Origin of the sequence: Enterococcus sp. C102(2024), assembly GCF_040888205.1 — a bacterium.
GTDB classification, from domain to species: domain Bacteria; phylum Bacillota; class Bacilli; order Lactobacillales; family Enterococcaceae; genus Enterococcus; species Enterococcus faecalis.
Genome location: NZ_JBFOHH010000002.1, coordinates 377481 through 399395 on the forward strand (window position 1 = coordinate 377481; position 21915 = coordinate 399395).

The window sequence follows — 21915 nt, forward strand, 5'->3', positions numbered from 1 at the left end:
TTATTCCTCCTCTTGAATCTTTATTTGTTGCTCTAACTCCTGAACATCTGAAAAATCTGTCAATCCTTTGCGAAATGCTGTTGAACTACCTGCTGCAATACTTCTTTTTAAATTTTTTTCCAATGATAGTCCTTGATGCCAGCCAGCTAAAAAGGTACCTAACATTGCATCCCCTGAACAAGCTGTATTCACAACCATTCCAGTTGGTGAATTACCTGAAAGAACCTTTTCATTATTTATAAATAAAGCCCCTTCACTACCTAAAGAAAGTAAAATATTTTTGGCTCCCCGCTTCAGTAATTCTTGTCCGTAAAAAATGTAATCGTCCTTAGTCTGCACTTCTGTATGAAACCACTCTTGAAGTTCTTCTTCATTTGGTTTCAATAAAAATGGTTGATAAGGCAAACAATCTAAAATTTCTTCATAACTACTGTCTAAAATTAAGAACACCTGCTTTTCAAAACAAATTCGGCTAATTTCAATCAAAATACTTGGCGAAACCCCTTGTGGTAAACTTCCTGATACGCACAAATAATCCCCTTTACGTAACTCTGAAATTTTTTTCAAAAAACGTTGTACATATTCTTCAGATAATTTTGGTCCTTTATTGACTAATTTGTATTCCTTTTGATCTTGGGTAACTTTTGTAAACACATTGATTCTCGTTGTGCCAGCGACTTCGATAAAATCAGTGGTTATCTCTTTTTCTTTTAAATAATCCTCGACATAGTTCCCAGTGAAACCAGCTTTGACTCCCAAAGCGGTATTATCAATCCCTAACATCTTTAAAATTAGGGAAACATTGACTCCTTTCCCGTTTGCTTGAATATCATCTTCCTTCGTGCGATTCACGACAAAAGGAACTAGCTCTTCTGTTTCGATAAATAAATCAATGGCTAAATTTAATGTACATGTATAAATGGTCACTGTAGTTCCTCCTTTCTCCTCTTTATTATGTCTCAAAATACCATGTAAAGGTTTTCATTCTTTCGCAAAAATATAGAAAACATTTACAATTTCATAATTTCTCTAGCTTTTTTAATTTTTTTCATTAAAAATAGGCTTATAAATGTTTTTTTAGTGAAAGAAAGAAGGGCTAGCCATTATGGAACAAAAATTGAGTGAGTCAGAGCAATATCTCTGGCATTTTATCGAAACACATATTTTAGAAATCCCTGATTATTCCATTGTAAAATTAAGCGAACGAGCCAACGTATCAACTGCGACGATTGTAAGAACCATGAAAAAGAAAGGCTATGAAGGTTTCACATCTTTCAAGCATCACTTGAAAGATAAAGAAAACCAAAATATAAATTTTTCAGCATTAGAAAAAGTAGATCGAGGAATTCGGACGGCCATTTTAAAGAATGAAGAAGAAGTAACTCGCACGATTAACATGATTGAAATTGGTAATATCGAAGATGCGATCCAAAAAATCAAAGCTTCTCGACGGATTATTATCTTTGCTAGAGGTTTTTCAGAATTAATTGCTCAGGAAATGATGGTTAAGTTTCAATTGGCTGGCAAATACTGTGAACTGCATACGGACCCAGAAATTATTAAAAATATTAGTAAAAAGTTATCAAAAAAAGATGTGGCTCTTTTTGTTTCTTTAAACGGAGAAACCCAAGAATTAGTTGTCGCTGGTAAAAACTGTTACGACTCAGAAATTGGGACTATCCTTTTAACTGCAAGCAAACACTCTAGTTTAATGAAATATATTGAAATTCCGTTCGTAGGCTTCAAATCAGAAGGCTCCTTTTTCCCCGATTATGAAGTGCGTTCACGGTTACCATTATCCATTCTGGCAAGAATTTTATTGGACGCCTATGCTTTAAGAACGACAACTTAGGCTTTCTTAAATAATAAAAAACAAGCATTCCTTCACTTAAAATAAAGGAATGCTTGTTTTTATTTTGCAACAAAACGTGCTTCTACTCGATAAATTCGTTGACCACGACTAGAAAATTTTTCTTCGTATTCTGTCATAATGTTGCCTTCAAACTCGCTATTATGCAAATCTAGCCACACACGTTCAATAATCATGCCATATTTAGAAAAGCTACTTAATGAGTATTCGAAGAGACCTTGATTATCCGTTTTAAAATGAATTTCTCCATTTGGTTTTAAAATAATTTCATCTGTCGCTAAAAAGTTTTTATACGTTAAACGACGTTTCTCATGTTTTTTCTTTGGCCAAGGATCTGAAAAATTTAAATAGATTAAATCTACTTCATTTTCAGCAAAATATTCTGTTAATGCTTCGCCGTCTACTCGCAATAATTGTAGATTAGGTAACGGCTCGGCCACTAGTTTATCTAATGCAATCGATAAAATACTTAATTGCATATCGATACCAATATAATTAATTTCAGGATGTGCTTTAGCCATTTCATAAATAAAACGACCTTTACCTGAACCAATTTCAATGTGGATGGGATGATTATTGCCAAAACGTTCTTGCCATTTCCCTTGCCATTTTTCAGGACCTTCTACCACATATTGTGGATATTTTGCCATATATTCTGCTGCTCCGGGTCTATTTCTTACACGCATATTTAAAATTCCTTTCTTTTAAAAACAGACTGGTGAAATTCGCCAGCCTGTGTGGATGTTAAATGAATTAGTTTAACTACTAAACATTCGTTTTAATTGTAAAATTTCTGCAGTCATTGCTCTTCTTTCGCCCTCTTGGTGATGACGAACAATCTCTTGTAAAAAGCTAAATAAACCATACCAATAAATTCGTTGAACCGTACTTTCATTCGGGATTAAACCATAAGATAGTAACCATTGATTCCAACCGGAACGAGGGACATAATGACTCAAAATCATTCCTAAATCTACCGCTGGGTCCGCGACCATCACAGAATCCCAATCTACTAAATAGAGATAATTATTCGAGACTAACCAATTCCGATGATTCACATCGCCGTGAACAGCTACATAACTAGTTTCTGGATATTCTGGTAAATGATTATATAAATAAGTGATTACTTCTTTTAAATAACTGTTTCGTTTTAATTCTTTAGGTAGTTGACGCTTATACTCTTTCAACATTGTTAGCGGGGTACAAACTTCGCCACCAATTTTTTTCAACATGTCTTTCAGCAAATTGGAATGATGCAATTGGTATAACACGTCAATCACGTCATTGCGTTTGCCAATTTCGTCCGCATGTAATAAACGTCCTTCCAGCCATTCTTGGGCTGTTAGTACGTCGCCATTCGCTGTCCGCTTTGTCCAAATCATCTTCGGGGCTAACCCTTCTTTAGACAATGCTGCAAGAAGTGGAGAAGTGTTTCGTTTAATGAACACTTTCTCTGTTTCTTTTATTCCCATGTATGTTTGACCAGTTGCGCCCTTTATCGGCTGCAGACGCCAGTCTTTATCCAACTGAAATTCCATGGAAATTATCTCCTATCTCAACACAATTTTATTGCAATTTTTACAGCAATTACCATTTTAGTCGCCAAACCTTGCTTCGTCAAGCTTCTATGTGGTTCTTTTGTAAATTTTGCTGGGTTTTCTCATCTTTATAACTTATTCAAGCGCATTGGAACATACATTTTAGTGAAAATCACAACTTCTACAATTAAGGCACCCAGAATGAGCAAGCTATTTTGCAAACTGCCTAAACGAAGGCAGACAATCCCACCAAAAATAATGGCCGCAACAGATAATGCGCCGCTAATTAACCGGCGAATCGCTGCTTGTTTTTTTTCTATTGAAATTGGATATAGCTGTGTCATCACCATATAATCAAATTGCGTGTACATGGGAATCAACTGGAACCCGATTAAATAGACAAACAATAAAGCAACTACCAACGCAATCCAGAATTCTTGTAAAAAGAAGAGTAGCACACCACCAACCAAAATCAAACGAAACAATAAGCCGCTATATTCGCTACCTCGTAAAAAGCTCCGAATGAATAAGTAAGCATACGTGTTCTCAGATGTTTTTTTGACTACTCCGAGGAGAGGATCTAAGTATTTACGACGTTTTACTGTACTACTCACTTCAGGAATATCTGTAAACAGCTGAATGAATTTATAAATTCTATGCATTCTGTTTTGTTCGTTTTGGATCATTTTTTCCCAATCCAAGAAACTCTGTTTCATCTTATTTTGCCAAATACTCGATAAACCAACGGCCAGAATGATGCCACCAACCACACCAACCCAAGGCGTCCAGTAAATGGCTCCCGTCATAATCAAGAGACTACTGATCAACCAAACGAACCACCAACTACGATAAGTGGTTGACGAAAGATGATAGAGCCCATAGCTTTGTAAACTAAGATGTGTATAAATCATACAAACTAGCATAACCAAAAATAAAAAGAAGGTTTGAAACGACCAACCCGTTGTGACTACAATCAACGGCATCAATAGGCCACTTCCTAGAAAGCTGACCACAATCGGTAAAAGTAAAGAGTAGCGCAGCGCTCGTTTCAGATAAGCAGCGAATTGTTTTTCTTTTGGTAATAAAAAAACCTTGTCTGGCTCTTCTGTCAAAGTAGCCAACTTACCAACTTGAATGAGTAGCAGCCAGCCCAACAGAATTAACGGTCTGCCCCAAACAAAATCACGAGGTAATTCTTTTAACAACTGGGAATAGTACAGACCTAATCCGCCTAATAAAAACATACAGACTAAAACAAAATGATCATTTAAAATATAGCGCAAGTACTTGGACATTTTTTTGAAATGCCGTGACAAACGTTGACTAAAAAATTCGCCCATGTTACCCCACCTTTTCTTCCTTCGTCAAGGCAAGATAAATATCATCTAAAGAAGACTCTGGTAAATTAAATTCTGCACGTAATTCAGCCATTGTACCATTTGCCCGTAATTTCCCTTCGTGTAGCACCACAAAGCGATCACAATATTTTTCAGCTGTTGCTAAAATATGCGTGGACATTAAAATCGCTGCCCCTTGCTTACGCATCGTATCCATTAATTCTAATAAAGCATGAATTGCTAAAGGATCTAAGCCTAGAAACGGTTCATCAATAATATATAAACTCGGTTCAATTAAGAATGCACAAAGTACCATGACTTTTTGTTTCATGCCTTTTGAAAAATTAGCAGGAAACCATTCCAATTTATTGTCTAAACGGAACGTTTTTAGTAATGGTTCTGCTCGTTTGAATGCTTCTTCTAATGGAATATCATAAGCCAAGGCCGTTACTTCGATATGCTCTTTCAATGTTAATTCTTCATATAAAGAAGGTGTTTCCGGAATATACCCGATTTTTTTACGATATTCTTCAGGGGCTTGTTGCAATGTTTCCCCGTCAATCATAATTTTGCCTTTTTGCGGCGTAAGTAACCCAATAATATTTTTGATGGTGGTACTTTTCCCCGCACCATTCAAGCCGATTAAACCAACCATTTCACCAGACTTGACGTCAAAATTAATATCTTTTAAGACAGGAATATGGCCGTAACCTCCTGTTAAATGTTCAATTGTTAAGCTCATTTCTTTTGCCTCCAACCTTTTCTCTCTACCATTATTAAACCCTAAGCGAACCAAGAATTCAAAAATTACTCCCTTAATTAAATGGATTTTTTTCTTTCTCTTATTATACACGAAATAAAACGAACTTTTTAGCGAACTCACGTACTTTTTCATCCACAGAGAAATCAACTTGTGGTAAAGTAAAGGAAAGAACCTAGAGAAAAGAGGAATTTTTCATGAATGATTGTATTTTTTGTAAAATTATCAACGGCGAAATCCCAAGTTATAAAGTCTATGAAGACGAGAAAGTCTACGCGTTTTTAGACATTACACAAGTGACCAAAGGGCATACCTTAATGATTCCAAAACAACACGTTGCTGATATTTTTGAATATAATGACGTTTTAGCAAGCGACGTCTTTGCTCGTATTCCTAAAGTAGCACGAGCATTAGAAAAAGCTTTTCCAGAAATGGAAGGATTAAACATTTTAAATAACAATAAGGAAGTGGCTTATCAATCCGTTTTCCATTCCCACGTTCATTTGATTCCCCGTTATTCAAAAGAAGATGATTTCTCAATTCATTTTGGCAATCATCAAAAGGACTATTCCGCCGAAGCGATGCAAGAAATTGCTGAGACCATTGCAAAGCAGGTGAACTAAATGAAAAAATTTATTAAAGGTCTCTTTTTTGGCGCAGCTGCTGGTACCATTGGCGGCTTGTTGGCTGCTCCAAGAAGCGGGAAAGAAACACGCCAACATTTAATCAATGAGCTAGAGGACTATCGTTCACTGAAAAATCAAGTCACGAATGACTGGGATCAGGTGCAACGAAATTTGGCAGTTGTCGAAGAAAACGTTCCTCTGGCAACTGAATTTTCAAAAGACCTGCAACAAGAAATCACTGATTTCAAATTCCAAGCGGAACCTCGGATTGCTCAAATTAAAGAACAAATTGCCAAAATCACGGCTGAATTACCTGACACACAAACCAACAAGCAAAAGTAAAGTCTTTGATGTTAATTATTTCTTTTGTTATTAAAAAAATAAAAAGTGTGACGTAAATACGAATTTTGTTTGAAACTATGCCTGAGACTCTTTCTTTTTCAAAATGAGGTATGGTATAGTTATAACAGAAATAAAACTAAAAAAAACAGGAGTGCATAAGAGAATGAAGAAAAAACTAATCTTAGCTGCAGCGGGCGCAATGGCCGTTTTTAGTTTAGCAGCGTGTTCAAGCGGTTCAAAAGATATCGCAACAATGAAAGGTTCAACAATTACTGTTGATGATTTTTATAACCAAATTAAAGAACAAAGTACGAGCCAACAAGCGTTTAGCCAAATGGTTATTTATAAAGTCTTTGAAGAAAAATATGGCGACAAAGTAACTGACAAAGCCATTCAAAAGAAATTTGATGACGCTAAAAAACAAGTGGAAGCGCAAGGCGGAAAATTCTCTGATGCACTAACACAAGCTGGTTTAACTGAAAAATCATTCAAGAAACAATTAAAACAAGCCGAAGCAATGCAAGTAGGTTTGAAAGATCACTTGAAAATTACAGATGAAGACTTAAAAACAGCTTGGGCAAGCTTCCATCCAGAAGTAGAAGCACAAATTATCCAAGTTGCTTCAGAAGATGATGCCAAAGCTGTCAAGAAAGAAATCACTGACGGCGGCGATTTCGCAAAAATTGCCAAAGACAAATCAACCGATGCTGCAACGAAAAAAGACGGCGGTAAAATTAAATTTGATTCACAATCAACAACTGTTCCTGCCGAAGTTAAAGAAGCTGCCTTCAAACTAAAAGATGGCGAAGTATCAGAACCAATTGCTGCAACAAACGCACAAACGTACCAAACAACTTACTATGTAGTGAAAATGACGAAAAACAAAGCAAAAGGCAATGACATGAAACCTTATGAAAAAGAGATCAAGAAAATTGCTGAAGAGACAAAATTAGCCGATCAAACATTTGTTTCGAAAGTCATTAGTGACGAATTAAAAGCGGCCAATGTGAAAATTAAAGATGATGCCTTCAAGAACGCTTTAGCAGGCTACATGCAAACTGAATCTTCAAGCGCTTCTTCAGAGAAAAAAGAATCAAAATCAAGTGATTCTAAAACAAGTGATACCAAAACAAGCGACTCTGAAAAAGCAACAGATTCTTCAAGCAAAACAACAGAATCTTCTTCTAAATAAGCATAAAAAAAGGGAGTGGTCGATTGACCACTCCCTTTTTTTATTTATCTTTTGGCACATAGAAACTGCGGTTATCTAAACCAAAGATTCGTTCCGTATACTCCCCAGGTTGTGTTTGCCGAATGGCCCCTAGCATCATTTGAATGGACGCATCCATGGTATCAATTTGATGTAAGATTTCCGCTTCCATAATTCTTGGTCGCACAGGTGAGCCATATTCCAACAATCCATGGTGGGCTAAGACCATGTGCCGAAGAACGACAACATCTTCTTCTCGATCATCAATTTTCAAAGCCAAACACGCCTTGGTAATTTCCTCATCCACCAAAACTAAATGACCAATTAAGTTCCCTGCCACCGTATATTCTGTCGTAATAGCACCAGATAATTCTAAAACTTTTCCTAAGTCATGTAAAATAATCCCCGCGTATAATAGTGACGTGTTAATTTCAGGATATTCCTTAGCAATTGCTTTGCCTAGGCGCAACATTGAGACAGTGTGGTAAGCTAAGCCATTCGCAAAAGCATGATGATTCCGTTTGGCTGCAGGAAATTCATAAAATTCTTGTTGGTATTTCGTCATGAGATAGCGCACAATACGATTCCAATGAGCATTGGTAATTTCAAAAATTACTTGATTGATTTCCTCGACCATCTCTTCTTTTTTCAAAGGCGCTCGTTCCATATATAAACTTGGCTGGCTTGGTTCCTCTGCTGTCGCTAAACGCATGTGTAAAATTTTTACTTGGGGTTTATTTTGATAAACTTCTCGTTTCCCATTCAGTAAAACAACGTTCCCCGCAGTAAATCGTGTAATTTCATCCTCAGAGGCGTCCCAATATTTTCCGTCAATCGTGCCAGATGTGTCTTGAAAGGTAAAGGCAATAAACTTTTTCCCATTTTTAGCTACACGTACATCGGCATTTTTAATTAGAACAAATGATTCAAAAAGTTCTTCTACTGTTAATTCACGTAATTTTTTCACTTGACGCTTCCTCCTTCTAACGCAATTACTCTTTGTTGTAAGTCCTGATAATAGCTTACCATTTCTTGGTCAGAAGAAAAACAAATGACTTGCTGTTTTTGACCAAATTTAGTAAATAATTCAGCTAATTGGGCTTTTCTTTGATGATCATAGTGTAACCAGCCATCATCAATGATAATTGGACAAATCAGTTGCTCGCCTTGGACTGCTAAAAAGGCAAAACGAACAGCCATCATCAATTGATCTTTAGTGCCAGTTGATAATTCATGTAAATAAAACATTTCTTGTTCTTTCGTCACCGCAACTAGTTGACCTTCGGCTACTTGGATTGATTGATAACGCTGATTTGTTAAAAGTGCAAAGTAGCTTGATGCATACTGTAATAAGCTGGGCAATTGTTGTTCCGAAAGCTCTGTTAATAGGTCCATTAGCAGTTGTCCCGCTAGTTGATACCCAGACCAACGTTGAGCTAGTTCTTTGATTTCCGCTTTTAAAATTGCTTGTCGTTGATACAACTCATCTAAGGTACCATCCGTCATTAATTGTTGTTTTTCATAAATCAGCGCTTGATACTGTTCTTGTATTTTATCTAACTGGCTTTCTTCCAATGCTTGTTGCTGCGCCAGTTGTAAAGAACGGTCTTTTAACGTTGCTTCTGTTACCGCTTCTGGAAACAGATTGCCTAATTGTGTCGCTAATTCTTGCCCACGACCAACTTGGGCTTGCTGAGTGGTCAGCTGTTGAATCCTCATTGGAACATCAGCGATTGATAGAATCCGATAACGAATTAGTAAAGGCTGAATTCGTGTTAATGCTTCTTGCTGTTTAGTTTTCAACTCTCGTAACTGCTGTTTGAGATAGCCATCTGCTTGATACTCTTGAGCAAAGCGAACCTTCTCCATTTCTTCAGCAAATCCTTCTAAAAAGTGTAACTTTTCGGAAAGGCTCTTTCCTTGCAAGGGTAAATGCGTCATCAATGGGAAGATTTGTTCTTCAAATACTTGGCGTTTTTGTTGATTTTCCTTCAATTGACTCATGAGTTCTTCATTTGTTTGAACAAGCAATAAATAGCGCGTAATCAATTCCCGCTGATTCATTAAAGTATCAATTTGTTGCATTTTTCCTAATTGATGGACTTGGGCTTGCTCCGCTACTGCTTGTTCAAGTTGTTCCACTTGCAGTTGTGCCTCACGTTCTTGATTCAGCGCCTGTTGGAACTGTTCATTTAAATAATCTAGTTGCGAAAGTTTCGTCTGCCATTCTTCTTTCACTTCATCAGAGGAAGCTTCTTTTCTAGTGGCGTAGCTAAGCACTTCTTTCGCGATAAAACTAACTCCCACGAGAACTAGGCCCCATTTTAAAGGGCTTGGCAAAAAGAAACCGAGTAATGCAAGGATACTTCCTAGCAATAACCAAAGTGGTTGACTTGTTTTCTGCGCTTTTTGGGCACGCGTCGCTTCACCAAAAAATGCGGCATGCGCTTTTTCAAAATCCGTTAACTGGTCTTCCAGATTTTCAATTTGAGAAGCCAAGAATGCTTTCTGTTCTTGTCCTTTTTGAAGAGCTTGCGTATACGCAACTTGTTGTTGGCGCCACTTTTGAACGGTTTCGTTGTCATAGAAAAGCTGTGGTGGTCGTTCAGGCGACCATGACCATTCGTTCTCTAAAAGGACCATTTCTTGACGATTTTGATCAAAGGTTTGGGTCATCCATTCCGATTCCGTCATCAATTGTTGCATATCATAGCGTTGATTCAACAATTGTTGAATCAATGCTTCTTGTTCTAGGTAAAAAGCATAGCCTTCTGGAACATCGAGCGCTTCTGACTGAAGAGATAACTCTTTGGTCAAACGTTGTCGTTCTTTGTCTAGGTACATATATTCTTGAAAGGTTTCTTCTAATTGAACTTGGTCTTCTTTTCCTAAAACAACGTTCTCTGTTTCTTCAGGTAGCGACTGCCATTCTTCGTACAAGGGAAAGTGACGTTGCTGTTCCGCAACCTGTAACAAGTCCTGTTGCGTTTCTTTTAATTGCTGTTGCAGTGTCACTCGCTGTTGTTCTGTTTCGCGAATCGTTTCTTCTAATTGTTGAAAAGTTTGTTGCTGCGCTTCTTTCTCTTGAATTTGCTCTTTTAGTTCTTGATAAACCGCCAACTTCTGATTGAGTAATGGCTGCTGTCCTTTACCTTTAAAGATTTTTTGTGCTTCTTTAAAGTACGCATTTCGGTAAGTCAAAAGTTGTTGACTACCAGAAACACCAATGGCTAACAAGGATGTTTGCAGTTCCTCTTCTGTCAACTTGTCACTCGTAATTAATTGTTCTTGTTGGAAAGTAAAAACCTCTTGAAATAACTTTTTCGTTAGCGGATGTAACATTTGCTGTAAGGTTTTTTCATCCCCCATTTGTTGTTGATAATAAATGATTGCTTGCCCTTTATTTTTTTCTTTAAAACGCTCGACTTGAACTTCCCCAAGCACAGGATGTGCCAACCACAAACGACCACCATACGAGCCACCATTTTTAGGTGCGTAATCGCGTTTTCTTTTACCCTTTGTGGGAAACCCAAACAGCATTGCTTGAATGAATTGATACAATGTGGACTTGCCAACTTCATTTGCGCCGTACAGCAATTGATTACCAGATTCAAATGTAATTTTCTGTTGTTGCCATTTTCCAAAGCCCACAATCTCTACTGCGAGTAATTTCATAGTGGGTCCTCCTGAATAGTAAAGTCTTCATTAATTTGCTCATGTGCTAGGCGCAAGCTCTCTAATCGCCACTGCTCATCCATTGAAAAAATTCCAGCAAATTCTGGATAACGTAACAATTCCTTGGTGGTATCTTCAAAAATAACTGGATCTAAGTATGTTTTTTCTAATGCCGTTAATAAGTTGGGACTAGCGGCTAAATAGATCGGTTCTTTCGTTGGTTCCTCTGCTTGCAATATTAGGCGATAAACAAAAAAATCACCTTGCGTTTTTTGTAAAAGCTGCTGCTGTAAGTAGCTTAATAGTTCACCATTGACAATGGCTTGCACCACGGTCACATCCAAATGTTGCGTTTCTTTCAGTGTCAACGCCATCAATTGCTGTTGCTGATGCGCATGCCACTTCGTCAGCAAACTGGTTTCAAGATAAGACAAAACGCTTTGGGTGTCACGGCATTGCGCCAGAGATACTTCTTCATTCGTCCAATCTATTTCTGCGACTTTTTCAAATTGAACAGTCGCTTGATTTTGGGAAAGTGTGACCACTGCAACCCCTTGTAAAGACTGTTCTTTTTTCGTATGACCTTGAGGTGTTCCAGGATAAACAATTAGCGGTTGTTCACTAACAATTTGCGGCTGATGAATATGGCCCAATGCCCAATAATTATAGCCAGTGGCTTTTAAATCCTTCCATGTAAACGGAGCATAATTTTGTTGCGCTTTCCGACTGGTGTCTCCATGATAAATCCCAATATGAATGTCAGATTCTGCTTGTTTGATAGGAAATTCTAGTGCTTTATTTTCATCAATCCAGGGATGCTCATAACTAAACCCTGAAACAGCCACTTGTTCGCCCGCTTTCGTTTCAAAATACAGTGTCTCAACCATTTCTTTTTCAAATAAAAAAACATTGTCTGGAAAAGAAAACCAATAGCGGTCTTTTTTATAGTAATCATGATTCCCAAATGTTAGAATCACAGGGATTTCTGCTTGTTTCAACTGTTCTAATGCAGCCATCAATTGGGCTTGCATTGAAATAGAGGTCTGACTTTGATGAAACGTATCTCCTGCAAAAATAACCAAGTCCACCGCTTCTCGAATGGCAACTGTTACGATATTCATTAACAATTGTTGATTAGCTTCTCTTAAGCGCTTCGCTAAAGCTGTCGGGATCCCAGTTAACCCTTCAAAAGACCGATCCATGTGTAAATCAGCTGTATGCAATAGTTTCATCTTTTCCCCTCCTTTTCTCCTCCCTTTATCATATCATTTTCTGCCAGCTTGGTCAGTAAAAACATACGAAAATTTGTTCGTTTTTTTATTTTCAGTAAAAGAAAAACTCTGACAAATTGTCTTATAGACAACTTGTCAGAGTTCAATTACGTAAATTAATCGTTATACATATCACGCACAGGAGTCATGATAATTCGGTTTAAATCATTGACAACTAAGCTAAACGCTTGTTCTTTTTGCATTAATTCGTTGATAACTGCTGTTTCTTGCACTTTCGTTGCAATGCTTTGTGCTTTTTCAGCATCTTCATCTGTGAATTCTTCGCCGCGCATTTGTTTTTCTTGTAGTCCTTGTTGGAATCCTTGGAATTCTTTAAACAATGTGTAAGCTGCTTCGTCTGCTTTTACTTCTTCATACGCTGCTTGTAATGCTTTAAATTCGTCTAACTCACGTAGTTCACGTTCAATCTGATTGGCTGTATCATAAATGTTACTCAATGGAATCCCTCTTTTCTCAATAGTTTCATCTTTATTGTACCATTTCTCTTAGGTTTTCCCAACTAATTTCCTAATAAGCCTCCGAAAATTCCTTCAATCTTGTCTTTGACTTTTTTTGCGCCGTCTTTAATTTGGCCTCCAACTTCATTCAATGTATCTCCGAAATTGCTAGCGCCATCTTGAACAGAGTTTCCAAAGTCTTTTAAGTTATCCCGCCAATTAGAATTGGCACCACCGGTTAAACTATCGTTGCTATCAACAACTTTCCCACCTGTGGCATAAGCATCCGCGACAGGAAATTGTGCTTGTTTGACTTGTGGCAAGATGCCACTGGCTTGACTGTTGAACACCTGAGAGGCATATGTGGCGCTACTACCTTCCAGATAATGGGTTTTACTGGTTTCTTGGAAGCCTAACCAAGTAGCAATGACAACTTCTGGTGTATAACCAATCACCCACTGATCGTTCGTTTTACTACTATCGAAGTTGGTTTCTGTCGTACCTGTTTTACCAGCCATTACGTAGCCTGCTGGTTGTGCGTTGACCCCGCTCCCAGAACTAAAGACCCCTAGTAACATACTTGTAATCCCGTCTGCAACATCTTTGGTAATAACTTGTTCTTTCTTGACTTTAGTATTATCAACTACAATTGCGCCAGTTGAGTCGACGATTTTTGTAATTAAATGCGTTTCAGTTTTATAACCTTCATTGGCAAAGGCACTATAAGCTCCCGCCATGGTTAGTGGCGAAACACCCGTTTGTAATCCCCCAAGTGCTAAACCATAATATCGATCTTTTTCTGATAATGGAATGCCAAATTTCTCTGTTTTTTCATAGCCTTTATCTAAACCAATTTGATGTAATAACCACACCGCTGGTAAATTTAAGCTTTCTCCTAAGGCTTGGTACATAGGAACTTCTCCACTGTACGTTCGGCTATAGTTTTGCGCTGGATAATAATCTTGTGGTTTATCTTCTAAAACAGAGTCTGGTTTATAGCCAGCCTCTAAAGCTGGTGTATAGACAGAAATTGGTTTTAAGGACGAGCCTGGTGAACGTTTTGTTTGCGTTGCAAAGTTAAAGCCTCGATAAACGTGTTCTCCTCGACCGCCCACCAGTGCTTGCACGCCGCCGGTTTTCGGATCAATGGCTACAGAGCCACTTTGAACCATGGCACCATCTTCTGCATTGGGTGGAAATAGTGCATCATTTTTATAAGTTGCATCCATCGCATCTTGATACCCCTGATTTAAAGAAGTGTAAATCTTGTAGCCTTTATTTAAAATATCTTCTTCTTTAAATTTATAACGATTGACCGCTTCATCAATTACCGCATCAAAATAATATGGATATTTGTAACTATTTTCGTCGCCAACATAGGTGTCATTTAATAGACTCGCTAAGTTAACACTCGCTTCTTGATTGGCTTCTTCTTGAGACAGTTTTTTATTGTCGACCATAAGTTGTAAAACGGTATTCCGTCGCGCTGTGGCATTGTCAATGTAATCAATTGGGTTATAGATTCCTGGCCCTTTTAACATACCTGCTAGCGTTGCGGCTTCCCCCACTGTCACTTGGGACGCATCCACGCCAAAGTATTTACGAGCTGCATCTTGCACGCCCCAGACACCATTACCAAAATAAGAATTATTTAAATACATTGCCAAGATATCTTTTTTCGAATATTTCTTTTCGATTTCAATCGCTAAGAATAATTCTCTGGCTTTCCTATCTAACGTTTGCTCTTGCGTTAAGTAAGCATTTTTGGCTAATTGCTGCGTAATTGTACTTCCGCCACCACCGCCACCGATTTTCCCGAAGGTCAATTTTCCAACAACCGCACGGGCAATCCCTTTGATGGAATACCCTTTATGTTGATAAAACCCGCGATCTTCAGTTGAAATAACCGCATCTTGAATATAAGGAGAAATATTATCCAGTTCCACAAAAGTCCCTTTTTGCCCGAATAACTTTCCGACTTCTTTTCCTGATTCATCATAAACGCGTGTTGATTCACTTAGCCCTGATTTTAGGGTCTCAACGTTTGCGGACTTGGCTAAGTAAAATAAATAAATACTGGCACCTAAAGCGACTACCAAACCAATTAACAAGAAAATTTTATTGATTTGATACTTTTTCCAAATCCGCTTTCTGGCTTGATGGAATTGTATTAAATAAGGCTTTATCCACGTCCAAAAATGACGTAATCCGACACCGACTTTACTAAAAAATTGTTTAAGATTGTCCATAGTACTCCCTCTGTTTACGTTTCTTGGCTAAGTCTACCATATTCTTGTGGGTACGACCTAGGTCTAAAGCATGAAAAATTCTTGAAAAACAATTTCAATGGTCTTTTAGCTGTAGCAAAGGAAATGTGGCCTTCACTAGAGGTAAATAATTGCTTACGCTTAGAAACGAGTCTTTATTTAGCCTCTATTCTATCATGCTTTTCTTCGTTTTTTATGTAAATTTGTTTAAGAATCTCTCAAGGAACTGCCTTTCTAACAAATTTCAGCTTTTTTTCCGTTCTGACTTGACCTTTTGAGCAGCTTTGTTACACTAAATAGCGAATCAGTGAAAGGTGGGATTTGGTGGAATATTCAATGAGATTACCTGAAAATTTTTCAACAATGACTGTAAAAGAACTATTAGAAAATGAGTGGCTAGTCCCTCGAAAAGTGCGCCATTTTTTACGCACGCGAAAAAATGTCAAAATCAACGGAGAAACAGCTGCTTTTCATTTTCCAGTCCAAGCTGGCGATTGTGTCACCTTAACGTTTGAAGAAACCGATTATGTGCGTCCCACTGTTCATTTGGGGGAAGCAACGCGTGTGAAGGTTTTATATGAAGACGAACATTTAATGATTGTAAATAAACCTTATGGCATTAAAACCCATCCAAATCAGCCACAGGAAACGGACACCTTGTTAAATCATGTTGCTGCCTATTTAGCTGAGAAAAATCAGGTCCCTTATGTCGTTCATCGATTAGATAAAGAAACCAGTGGTGCGATTGTCTTTGCTAAAAATCCTTTTGTCTTACCTATTTTAGGGCGTTTATTAGAAACAAAACAAATTTACCGCCAATATCAAGCGATTGTGGCTGGTCACTTTAACCAAAAAGAACAGACAATCAATCAGCCGATTGGTCGTGATCGGCATGATCGCCGGAAACGACGGATTGATCCTCAAAAAGGGGATTCAGCGATTACACATGTCCAAGTGGTCCAAACTCTTTCTAACAATCAAACCGCAGTTACCTGTGTTTTAGAAACAGGTCGGACGCACCAAATTCGGGTCCATTTAGCTAGCGAAGGGCATCCAATTATTGGTGATCCGTTATACAACCCAAAATCGCAGGCAGCTCGTTTAATGCTCCATGCTTCACAACTTCATTTACTCCATCCGTTTACAAAAAAACAAATCGTTGTGACTGCAGCGCCTGGCCTATGGTAAAAAAACAGAAGAAATCGGACGGTAACCGCCGATTTCTTCTGCTTTTTTATTTTACCGCACATTCACTGCTGAGAACGGCATATCTGCGTTTGCTCAGTGTCTTGGTGTTAAACAGTTCCTGAGCTAACTCTCAGCCTTAATCATTTGTAGCCACTCTTTTTGTAAAATTCCGTAATTGTAGATATCCAGCCATTGGCCATCTTGAAATAACGCTTCTCTATCAATTCCTTCTTTTTTGAAGCCTACTTTTTCATAAACATGAATCGCTTTTTGATTGTTACTATTGACAGCTAATCTGATTTTGTGCAAACCCAATTCATAAAAAGCAAATTTACAAATTAAAGACACCGCCTCAAAGCCATATCCTTGACCACGTTGCTCTTTTTGTAAAATAGCAATCCCTAAATTGGCCCCTCTATTTTTCAACTGTACATCAGACAACGAGACCCAACCAATAAATTTCTCTGTCGTATTTTCTAAAATAGCAAATAGAAATCGATCATCTTCTCCTTTATTAATCGTGAAATCTTTCCATTCTTCAAGCCCCCACGGATGTAAAGCATCCCAGCTCAAATGCCGAAGCAATTCATTATCCCATTGCTGTTTTGCAATATGTTCGATATATTCTTCTCTAAAATGAGAAAAGCCAATGTGTTTTCCTTTTAAGACATTTTCCATAAGAACACCTTTAATTTCCTAAATTATTTTCTATTTGCTGACTATCTATTTCCTCGTATTTTTGTAAAAAAGTGGCAATTTTTTCGATGACACACGCATTTTTATCGCTTTGGTCATTCTCTACCTGAAGAACAAGCAACGGTTCATGCAGACTTAAGCGTAGCAAAAACCACCCACTGCCATATTGACCAGACACGTTTCCCCGAACACCTTCTTGGTTTTCACGGTCCACAGCAAAGTCTGCTTGATTTTCTACAAACAATTCAAAGTCTCGCAAGACTTGTTGCCCATAACAAGTAACATCCTCCGCAGTAATTTTGAAGCGAAATTCGTTGGTTTCTGCCGGTTGCTTCAATGTAGCAATCAGATCACCTAACGTTTGATTGTTTTGTTTCAATTCTGGTAACAACATTAAAATTTTTGCCACGACATATGCACCATCATCCAGATTGTAGTTTTCTTGAAACGCTGCATGACCACTGGTTTCAATGGCTAACGGTGTCTGAAAGCCCCCATGATTCAATTCAATCATTTTATTAATGACATTTCGGTAACCAGAAATATAACGAATCTGTTGGCCGCCTTTTTCTTCAATAAATGTTTTTAAATGACTTGAGGTTGGCGAATTTGTCACAATATAACTACCAGGCGCTTCTTTTAAAACGATTGCCGCTAAAACAGCAATTAAATTATTTCGGTTTAGTACCTCACCTGATTGGTCCACCACAGCCGAACGATCTACATCTGTATCAAAAATAATGCCCAAATCTGCCTGATTAGCTAAAACAGCTGTTTGAATACTTTTCATTGCTTCAGAATTATCTGGATTAGGTACATGATTAGGAAAATGCCCATCTGGTTCTAAAAACTGTGATCCCGTCGTATCAGCGCCCAAAACTTGAAGAACCTGCTCCGCAAAGAAGCCCCCAGCCCCATTACCCGCATCAACGATAATTCGAAAGCCCTGTAAAGGTTTCTCTTCTGGCGAATGAATTCCTTGGCGGATTTTTGCCACCAAATGCTCCGCATAAATTGGCAGTAACTCTTGCTTCATCAGTGTGCCATTTTCATTGGCTGTCAGCGGATCAGTATGAGATAAAATATACCGAATATCTTCTTTCTCTGCTCCACCTTCTGCTGTGAAGAACTTCAAGCCATTAAAGTAGTAAGGCAAATGGCTAGCTGTAATCATAATCGCTGCATCACATTGAAACGTTGGAAATTGAGTAGCCATAAACATAGCAGGCGTCGTAGCTAAACCAACGTCAATCACCTGAATACCTAATGAAAGAAACGTATCTACTAATGCTTGCTTAATCGGCTCCGCCGTTAGACGACTATCATGTCCGATTGCAATTGTCAGGCGCTGTTGTGCCTTTCGTGGCAGTTGTTTTTTATCCTGTAACCAACGAACCACGCCCACCGCAATCTCGGCTACTGCTGTTGCGGTTAATGTTGCAGTTTGCTCTTCCGTATCCAAAGCAATTCCCCGAATATCCGAACCATTTTGTAGCGCTTTCAATTCTACCAAGAAAAAAACTCCCTTCTATTGATGCTTTCAATTTTAAAAAATCATATTTTCGATGCGTTCGATAAAGTGTTCCGCATCCTCTTCTGAACGTGTAATCACAATAATTGTATCCGCACCAGCCACTGTACCAGCCACTTCTGGATAAGCTACTTCATCTAAAAAGTTACTCACCACATCGGCATTTCCCATCTCTGTATGCAAGATGACAATAAATTGTACTCGCTCCATTCGAACAACTGAATCTTTTACTGATTCTCGTAATTTCTCTTCACTGCTTGTGCCTTGTGCTTGAGAAAAAATTGCATATTTGACACGACCATCTGCACCATGTGTTTTAACAATACTCATTTCACGGATATCTCTTGAAACAGTCGCTTGAGTGGCTCGGACGCCAAGTTCTTCCAAACGAGTGATTAATTCATCTTGTGTTTCAATTTCTTGTTGCATAATTAATTGTTTAATCAAACGTTGACGTTCTGCTTTTTTCATATAGACCACTCCTCTCCATTCATTTCTTTTATTATATCCAAAAATGAGTAAAAATACAGGTACTTTTCACATTAAACTCTTTATTTATCTGAAAAAGACTGGATAAATGTTTATATACCAGTCTTTTTCAGTAAAAAATACTTATTTAAGAAGATTCTTTTCTTTTAAATAGTCTTTCGCCACTATGCTAGGATCTTGCCCTTCCACATTGACTTGATAATTCATTTCACTCATTTCTTCTTCGCTAATTTTTCCTGCCAATTCATTCAATATTTCTGCTAATTCTGGATATTTTTCCAACGTTGCTGTTTTAATAAGTGGTGCTCCTTGATAAGGCGGAAATAGCGCTTGATCATCTTCTAACGTTACTAAATCGTATTGTCTCAATTCACTATCCGTTGAATAGGCATCAATCACATTTACCTCACCATTATTAATCGCCTGGTAGCGTAATGCTGGTTCCATCGATTGGACATTCAGATTTAAATGATATTTTTCTTGTAATCCCTTATAACCATCTTGCCGATCAATAAATTCTAACGTAAAACCTGCTTTCAACTGATTGCTAATTTTCTGTAAATCACTAATCGTTTTTAATTGATGCGCTTTTGCAAATGAGCGTTTAACTGCGACGGCATACGTATTTTCATAGCGCATCGGTTTCAACAAAGTAAGGTTTTCTTGTTTTTTCAAGCCAGCGCGTGCCGCTTCATAGACTACTTGAGGTTGATTGTCTAGCTGAGGAGGATTTTTTAAAAAGGTTTCGATCACTGTTCCTGTAAATTCCGGATAAAGATCGATTTCATCTGATTTCAAGGCATTATATAAAAAAGTAGTCTTGCCAAAGTTTGGCTTTAACGTCACCTGAATGTCGCTATTTTCTTCAATTAAGGCTTTATACATATTAATAATAATATCTGGTTCCGCTCCTAATTTGCCAGCAATTGTTAGCTGTTTTTCCTTTGAAGAAGTTTGTTGATTCCAGAAAAATGAACCACCTAACAAAAGGCCTAAAATAGTACCGCCAATGATTAGTCGCCGTCCATTCGCTTTTTCCAACCAATGAATTCCATAATTAAATAAGACTGCTAGTGCAGCTGATGAAAGAGCTCCAATAAAAATCAACGATAAATTATTTCGATCAATTCCTAATAAAATGAAGGTCCCTAAACCGCCTGCTCCAATTAACGCCGCCAACGTGGCCGTACCAATAATTAAAACGGTAGCCGTTCGAATCCCAGAAATAATAAATGGTAATGCCATTTGTAACTCAAACTTAAACAGTTTTTCTTTTTTACTCATCCCAAATGCTTCTGCGGCTTCTTCTAACGAAGGATCAATTTCCGTCAAACCAGTATAGGTGTTTTGTAAAATTGGGAATAAGGCATAAATCACTAGCGCAACAATTGCCGGTGGTCGACCAATACCAATTAACGGAATCAGTAAGCCTAGCAAGGCTAAAGAAGGGATGGTTTGGAAAATCCCAGTCACTTGTAACAGACTTTCCGCTAACTTACTATGACTCGTTAAATAAATGGCTAAAGGAATTGCAATCAACGCAGCGAATAATAACGAAATAAAGGACAATTGCATATGCTCGATTAACGCTTGCAGATATTCTTCTTTTCGAGCGAAAAAAGTTTCAATCAGTGCTTGCATCTACTGTCCCTCGCTTTCTAACAGTTGTTCCATAAAACGAGTAATCGTTTTTGAGGTGATACACCCTAAAACTTGTTGTTTTTCTACTAAATTTGCTTTCTCTTGCGCATTAATGAGTTGGACAATCTCTTTTAAATTGGTTTCCATGAAAACAGTTGGCACTGGCTCAATCGTCTCATCTGCGGCTTCTAAAAATGCAGTCAAGTCAGCGCCACAATAGTTCGCTAGTTCTGGCGAAGATTGTTTGAAAAATTGACCGACAAAATTATTTTTCGGATGTTTTTGAATGGCTTCTGGCGTATCGACTTGAATAATTTTGCCAGCGTCCATAATACAGATGCGCTCTCCTAACAGTAAAGCTTCATTCATATCATGGGTCACAAAAACAATGGTACTCGCTAATTCCTGATGAAGTTCTTTCACCAAACGTTGAAGATGATGTCTTGAAATCGGATCTAGCGCGCTAAAAGGTTCATCCATTAAAATCACTTCTGGTTCGGCTGCAATGGCGCGTAAAATCCCGATACGTTGTTGCTCGCCTCCTGAAAGCGCTGCTGGCTTACGATGCAGATATTCCTCAGGATCCAGCTGAACTTTTTTCAATAGTTCAATGGTTCGCTCTCTGCGTTGCTCTTTGGGCCATTTTTTCATTTCAGGAATCAACTCAATATTTTCCGCCACGGTTAAGTTAGGAAATAAGGCAATTTGCTGAAGAACATAGCCAATTTTTAGTCGTAATTCACGTAAAGGGTAGTTGGTTACCGCTTGCTCATTGAGAGCCACTTCACCTGTCGTTGGCTCAATGAGCCGATTAATCATTTTCAAAGTCGTCGTTTTTCCACTACCACTCGGCCCTACTAATACAAAAAATTCGCCTTGTTGGATTGTTAAATTCACATCGGACAAAACGGCATTTTCTTGATATACTTTTGAAACATTTTGAAATTTTATCATTTATTTTCACCGCATCTTTCACTTCTTAATAAACAAAATCTTTGGAGGATCGTCACTCTTTC

The 21915-nt window shown here is 38.0% G+C and carries 20 protein-coding genes; 5 read left to right on the forward strand and 15 right to left on the reverse strand.

Translation table 11 applies throughout. The annotated features are described in order from the left end of the window. Positions 1–927: a 1-phosphofructokinase gene (gene pfkB, locus AB3I34_RS06390; protein ID WP_368027839.1), complete on the reverse strand. Its 927-nt coding sequence runs from the start codon at positions 925–927 to the stop codon at positions 1–3. Between the two features lie 178 nt (positions 928–1105). On the opposite strand from pfkB, the gene AB3I34_RS06395 reads away from it, so the two are divergent. Continuing rightward, positions 1106–1852 (forward strand): MurR/RpiR family transcriptional regulator, encoded by a 747-nt coding sequence (locus AB3I34_RS06395; protein ID WP_002363162.1) that lies wholly within the window; start codon positions 1106–1108, stop codon positions 1850–1852. 59 nt (positions 1853–1911) lie between these two features. Here AB3I34_RS06395 and trmB read toward each other — a convergent pair whose 3' ends face one another. The 4 genes from trmB to AB3I34_RS06415 all read right to left on the reverse strand — a co-directional run bounded on the left by trmB (position 1912) and on the right by AB3I34_RS06415 (position 5487). After that, positions 1912–2556, reverse strand: coding sequence for a tRNA (guanosine(46)-N7)-methyltransferase TrmB (trmB, locus tag AB3I34_RS06400; RefSeq protein WP_002355532.1), 645 nt, complete (start codon positions 2554–2556; stop codon positions 1912–1914). A gap of 72 nt (positions 2557–2628) precedes the next feature. After that, positions 2629–3408: a phosphotransferase family protein gene (locus AB3I34_RS06405; protein ID WP_002355531.1), complete on the reverse strand. Its 780-nt coding sequence runs from the start codon at positions 3406–3408 to the stop codon at positions 2629–2631. Between the two features lie 128 nt (positions 3409–3536). Then, positions 3537–4748, reverse strand: coding sequence for an ABC transporter permease (locus AB3I34_RS06410; RefSeq protein WP_002375927.1), 1212 nt, complete (start codon positions 4746–4748; stop codon positions 3537–3539). 1 nt (position 4749) lies between these two features. After that, positions 4750–5487: an ABC transporter ATP-binding protein gene (locus AB3I34_RS06415; RefSeq protein WP_002363160.1), complete on the reverse strand. Its 738-nt coding sequence runs from the start codon at positions 5485–5487 to the stop codon at positions 4750–4752. Positions 5488–5702: 215 nt separating this feature from the next. On the opposite strand from AB3I34_RS06415, the gene AB3I34_RS06420 reads away from it, so the two are divergent. The 3 genes from AB3I34_RS06420 (at position 5703) to AB3I34_RS06430 (ending at position 7665) form a co-directional block, all read left to right on the forward strand. After that, complete coding sequence (locus AB3I34_RS06420) at positions 5703–6128, forward strand: HIT family protein (protein ID WP_010712005.1); 426 nt, start codon at positions 5703–5705, stop codon at positions 6126–6128. Next, positions 6129–6473: a YtxH domain-containing protein gene (locus AB3I34_RS06425; RefSeq protein ID WP_002355526.1), complete on the forward strand. Its 345-nt coding sequence runs from the start codon at positions 6129–6131 to the stop codon at positions 6471–6473. 163 nt (positions 6474–6636) lie between these two features. Next, positions 6637–7665 (forward strand): peptidylprolyl isomerase, encoded by a 1029-nt coding sequence (locus tag AB3I34_RS06430; protein ID WP_010712004.1) that lies wholly within the window; start codon positions 6637–6639, stop codon positions 7663–7665. Positions 7666–7705: 40 nt separating this feature from the next. On the opposite strand, the gene AB3I34_RS06435 is transcribed toward AB3I34_RS06430, so the two are convergent. The 5 genes from AB3I34_RS06435 to AB3I34_RS06455 all read right to left on the reverse strand — a co-directional run bounded on the left by AB3I34_RS06435 (position 7706) and on the right by AB3I34_RS06455 (position 15336). Continuing rightward, entirely contained in the window at positions 7706–8650 is a 945-nt protein-coding gene (locus AB3I34_RS06435; protein ID WP_002355522.1) for a 3'-5' exoribonuclease YhaM family protein, read from the reverse strand. Beyond that, entirely contained in the window at positions 8647–11358 is a 2712-nt protein-coding gene (locus AB3I34_RS06440; RefSeq protein WP_085444152.1) for an ATP-binding protein, read from the reverse strand. The genes AB3I34_RS06435 and AB3I34_RS06440 overlap by 4 nt, the downstream gene beginning before the upstream one ends. Continuing rightward, positions 11355–12590: a DNA repair exonuclease gene (locus tag AB3I34_RS06445; protein WP_002355519.1), complete on the reverse strand. Its 1236-nt coding sequence runs from the start codon at positions 12588–12590 to the stop codon at positions 11355–11357. The genes AB3I34_RS06440 and AB3I34_RS06445 overlap by 4 nt, the downstream gene beginning before the upstream one ends. A 155-nt stretch (positions 12591–12745) precedes the next feature. Beyond that, positions 12746–13087: a YlbF family regulator gene (locus tag AB3I34_RS06450; RefSeq protein ID WP_002355518.1), complete on the reverse strand. Its 342-nt coding sequence runs from the start codon at positions 13085–13087 to the stop codon at positions 12746–12748. A gap of 62 nt (positions 13088–13149) precedes the next feature. Continuing rightward, entirely contained in the window at positions 13150–15336 is a 2187-nt protein-coding gene (locus tag AB3I34_RS06455; RefSeq protein WP_002366159.1) for a PBP1A family penicillin-binding protein, read from the reverse strand. Between the two features lie 342 nt (positions 15337–15678). Here AB3I34_RS06455 and AB3I34_RS06460 point away from each other — a divergent pair, with 342 nt between their 5' ends. Then, positions 15679–16542 carry an RluA family pseudouridine synthase gene (locus AB3I34_RS06460; protein ID WP_002361241.1) on the forward strand — a complete coding sequence of 288 codons (864 nt, stop codon included), beginning with the start codon at positions 15679–15681 and terminating at the stop codon, positions 16540–16542. A 123-nt stretch (positions 16543–16665) separates the two neighbouring features. On the opposite strand, the gene AB3I34_RS06465 is transcribed toward AB3I34_RS06460, so the two are convergent. The 5 genes from AB3I34_RS06465 to AB3I34_RS06485 all read right to left on the reverse strand — a co-directional run bounded on the left by AB3I34_RS06465 (position 16666) and on the right by AB3I34_RS06485 (position 21853). Continuing rightward, the gene (locus AB3I34_RS06465) at positions 16666–17220 is read right to left on the reverse strand and encodes a GNAT family N-acetyltransferase (protein WP_002361240.1); all 555 of its coding nucleotides are present in this window, start codon (positions 17218–17220) and stop codon (positions 16666–16668) included. A gap of 10 nt (positions 17221–17230) precedes the next feature. After that, positions 17231–18751, reverse strand: coding sequence for a phosphoglucomutase/phosphomannomutase (locus AB3I34_RS06470; RefSeq protein ID WP_010820658.1), 1521 nt, complete (start codon positions 18749–18751; stop codon positions 17231–17233). 33 nt (positions 18752–18784) lie between these two features. Then, on the reverse strand, positions 18785–19240 hold the full coding sequence (gene argR / locus AB3I34_RS06475; RefSeq protein ID WP_002355509.1) for an arginine repressor: 456 nt from the start codon (positions 19238–19240) through the stop codon (positions 18785–18787). 141 nt (positions 19241–19381) lie between these two features. Then, positions 19382–20899, reverse strand: a complete 1518-nt coding sequence (locus AB3I34_RS06480; protein ID WP_002363151.1) for an ABC transporter permease/substrate-binding protein — start codon at positions 20897–20899, stop codon at positions 19382–19384. Further along, a complete protein-coding gene (locus AB3I34_RS06485; protein ID WP_002363150.1) occupies positions 20900–21853 on the reverse strand; it encodes an ABC transporter ATP-binding protein in 954 nt (317 codons plus the stop codon). It lies immediately after the preceding gene. Between the last annotated feature and the right edge of the window lie 62 nt (positions 21854–21915).

Excerpts from the sequence above, each read along its gene's own strand:
- AB3I34_RS06395 (WP_002363162.1), top strand. The coding sequence starts at position 1,106 with ATGGAACAAAAATTGAGTGAGTCAGAGCAATATCTCTGGCATTTTATC.
- trmB (WP_002355532.1), bottom strand. The coding sequence starts at position 2,556 with ATGCGTGTAAGAAATAGACCCGGAGCAGCAGAATATATGGCAAAATAT.
- AB3I34_RS06405 (WP_002355531.1), bottom strand. The coding sequence starts at position 3,408 with ATGGAATTTCAGTTGGATAAAGACTGGCGTCTGCAGCCGATAAAGGGC.
- AB3I34_RS06410 (WP_002375927.1), bottom strand. The coding sequence starts at position 4,748 with ATGGGCGAATTTTTTAGTCAACGTTTGTCACGGCATTTCAAAAAAATG.
- AB3I34_RS06415 (WP_002363160.1), bottom strand. The coding sequence starts at position 5,487 with ATGAGCTTAACAATTGAACATTTAACAGGAGGTTACGGCCATATTCCT.
- AB3I34_RS06420 (WP_010712005.1), top strand. The coding sequence starts at position 5,703 with ATGAATGATTGTATTTTTTGTAAAATTATCAACGGCGAAATCCCAAGT.
- AB3I34_RS06425 (WP_002355526.1), top strand. The coding sequence starts at position 6,129 with ATGAAAAAATTTATTAAAGGTCTCTTTTTTGGCGCAGCTGCTGGTACC.
- AB3I34_RS06430 (WP_010712004.1), top strand. The coding sequence starts at position 6,637 with ATGAAGAAAAAACTAATCTTAGCTGCAGCGGGCGCAATGGCCGTTTTT.
- AB3I34_RS06440 (WP_085444152.1), bottom strand. The coding sequence starts at position 11,358 with ATGAAATTACTCGCAGTAGAGATTGTGGGCTTTGGAAAATGGCAACAA.
- AB3I34_RS06445 (WP_002355519.1), bottom strand. The coding sequence starts at position 12,590 with ATGAAACTATTGCATACAGCTGATTTACACATGGATCGGTCTTTTGAA.
- AB3I34_RS06455 (WP_002366159.1), bottom strand. The coding sequence starts at position 15,336 with ATGGACAATCTTAAACAATTTTTTAGTAAAGTCGGTGTCGGATTACGT.
- AB3I34_RS06465 (WP_002361240.1), bottom strand. The coding sequence starts at position 17,220 with ATGGAAAATGTCTTAAAAGGAAAACACATTGGCTTTTCTCATTTTAGA.
- argR (WP_002355509.1), bottom strand. The coding sequence starts at position 19,240 with ATGAAAAAAGCAGAACGTCAACGTTTGATTAAACAATTAATTATGCAA.
- AB3I34_RS06480 (WP_002363151.1), bottom strand. The coding sequence starts at position 20,899 with ATGCAAGCACTGATTGAAACTTTTTTCGCTCGAAAAGAAGAATATCTG.
- AB3I34_RS06485 (WP_002363150.1), bottom strand. The coding sequence starts at position 21,853 with ATGATAAAATTTCAAAATGTTTCAAAAGTATATCAAGAAAATGCCGTT.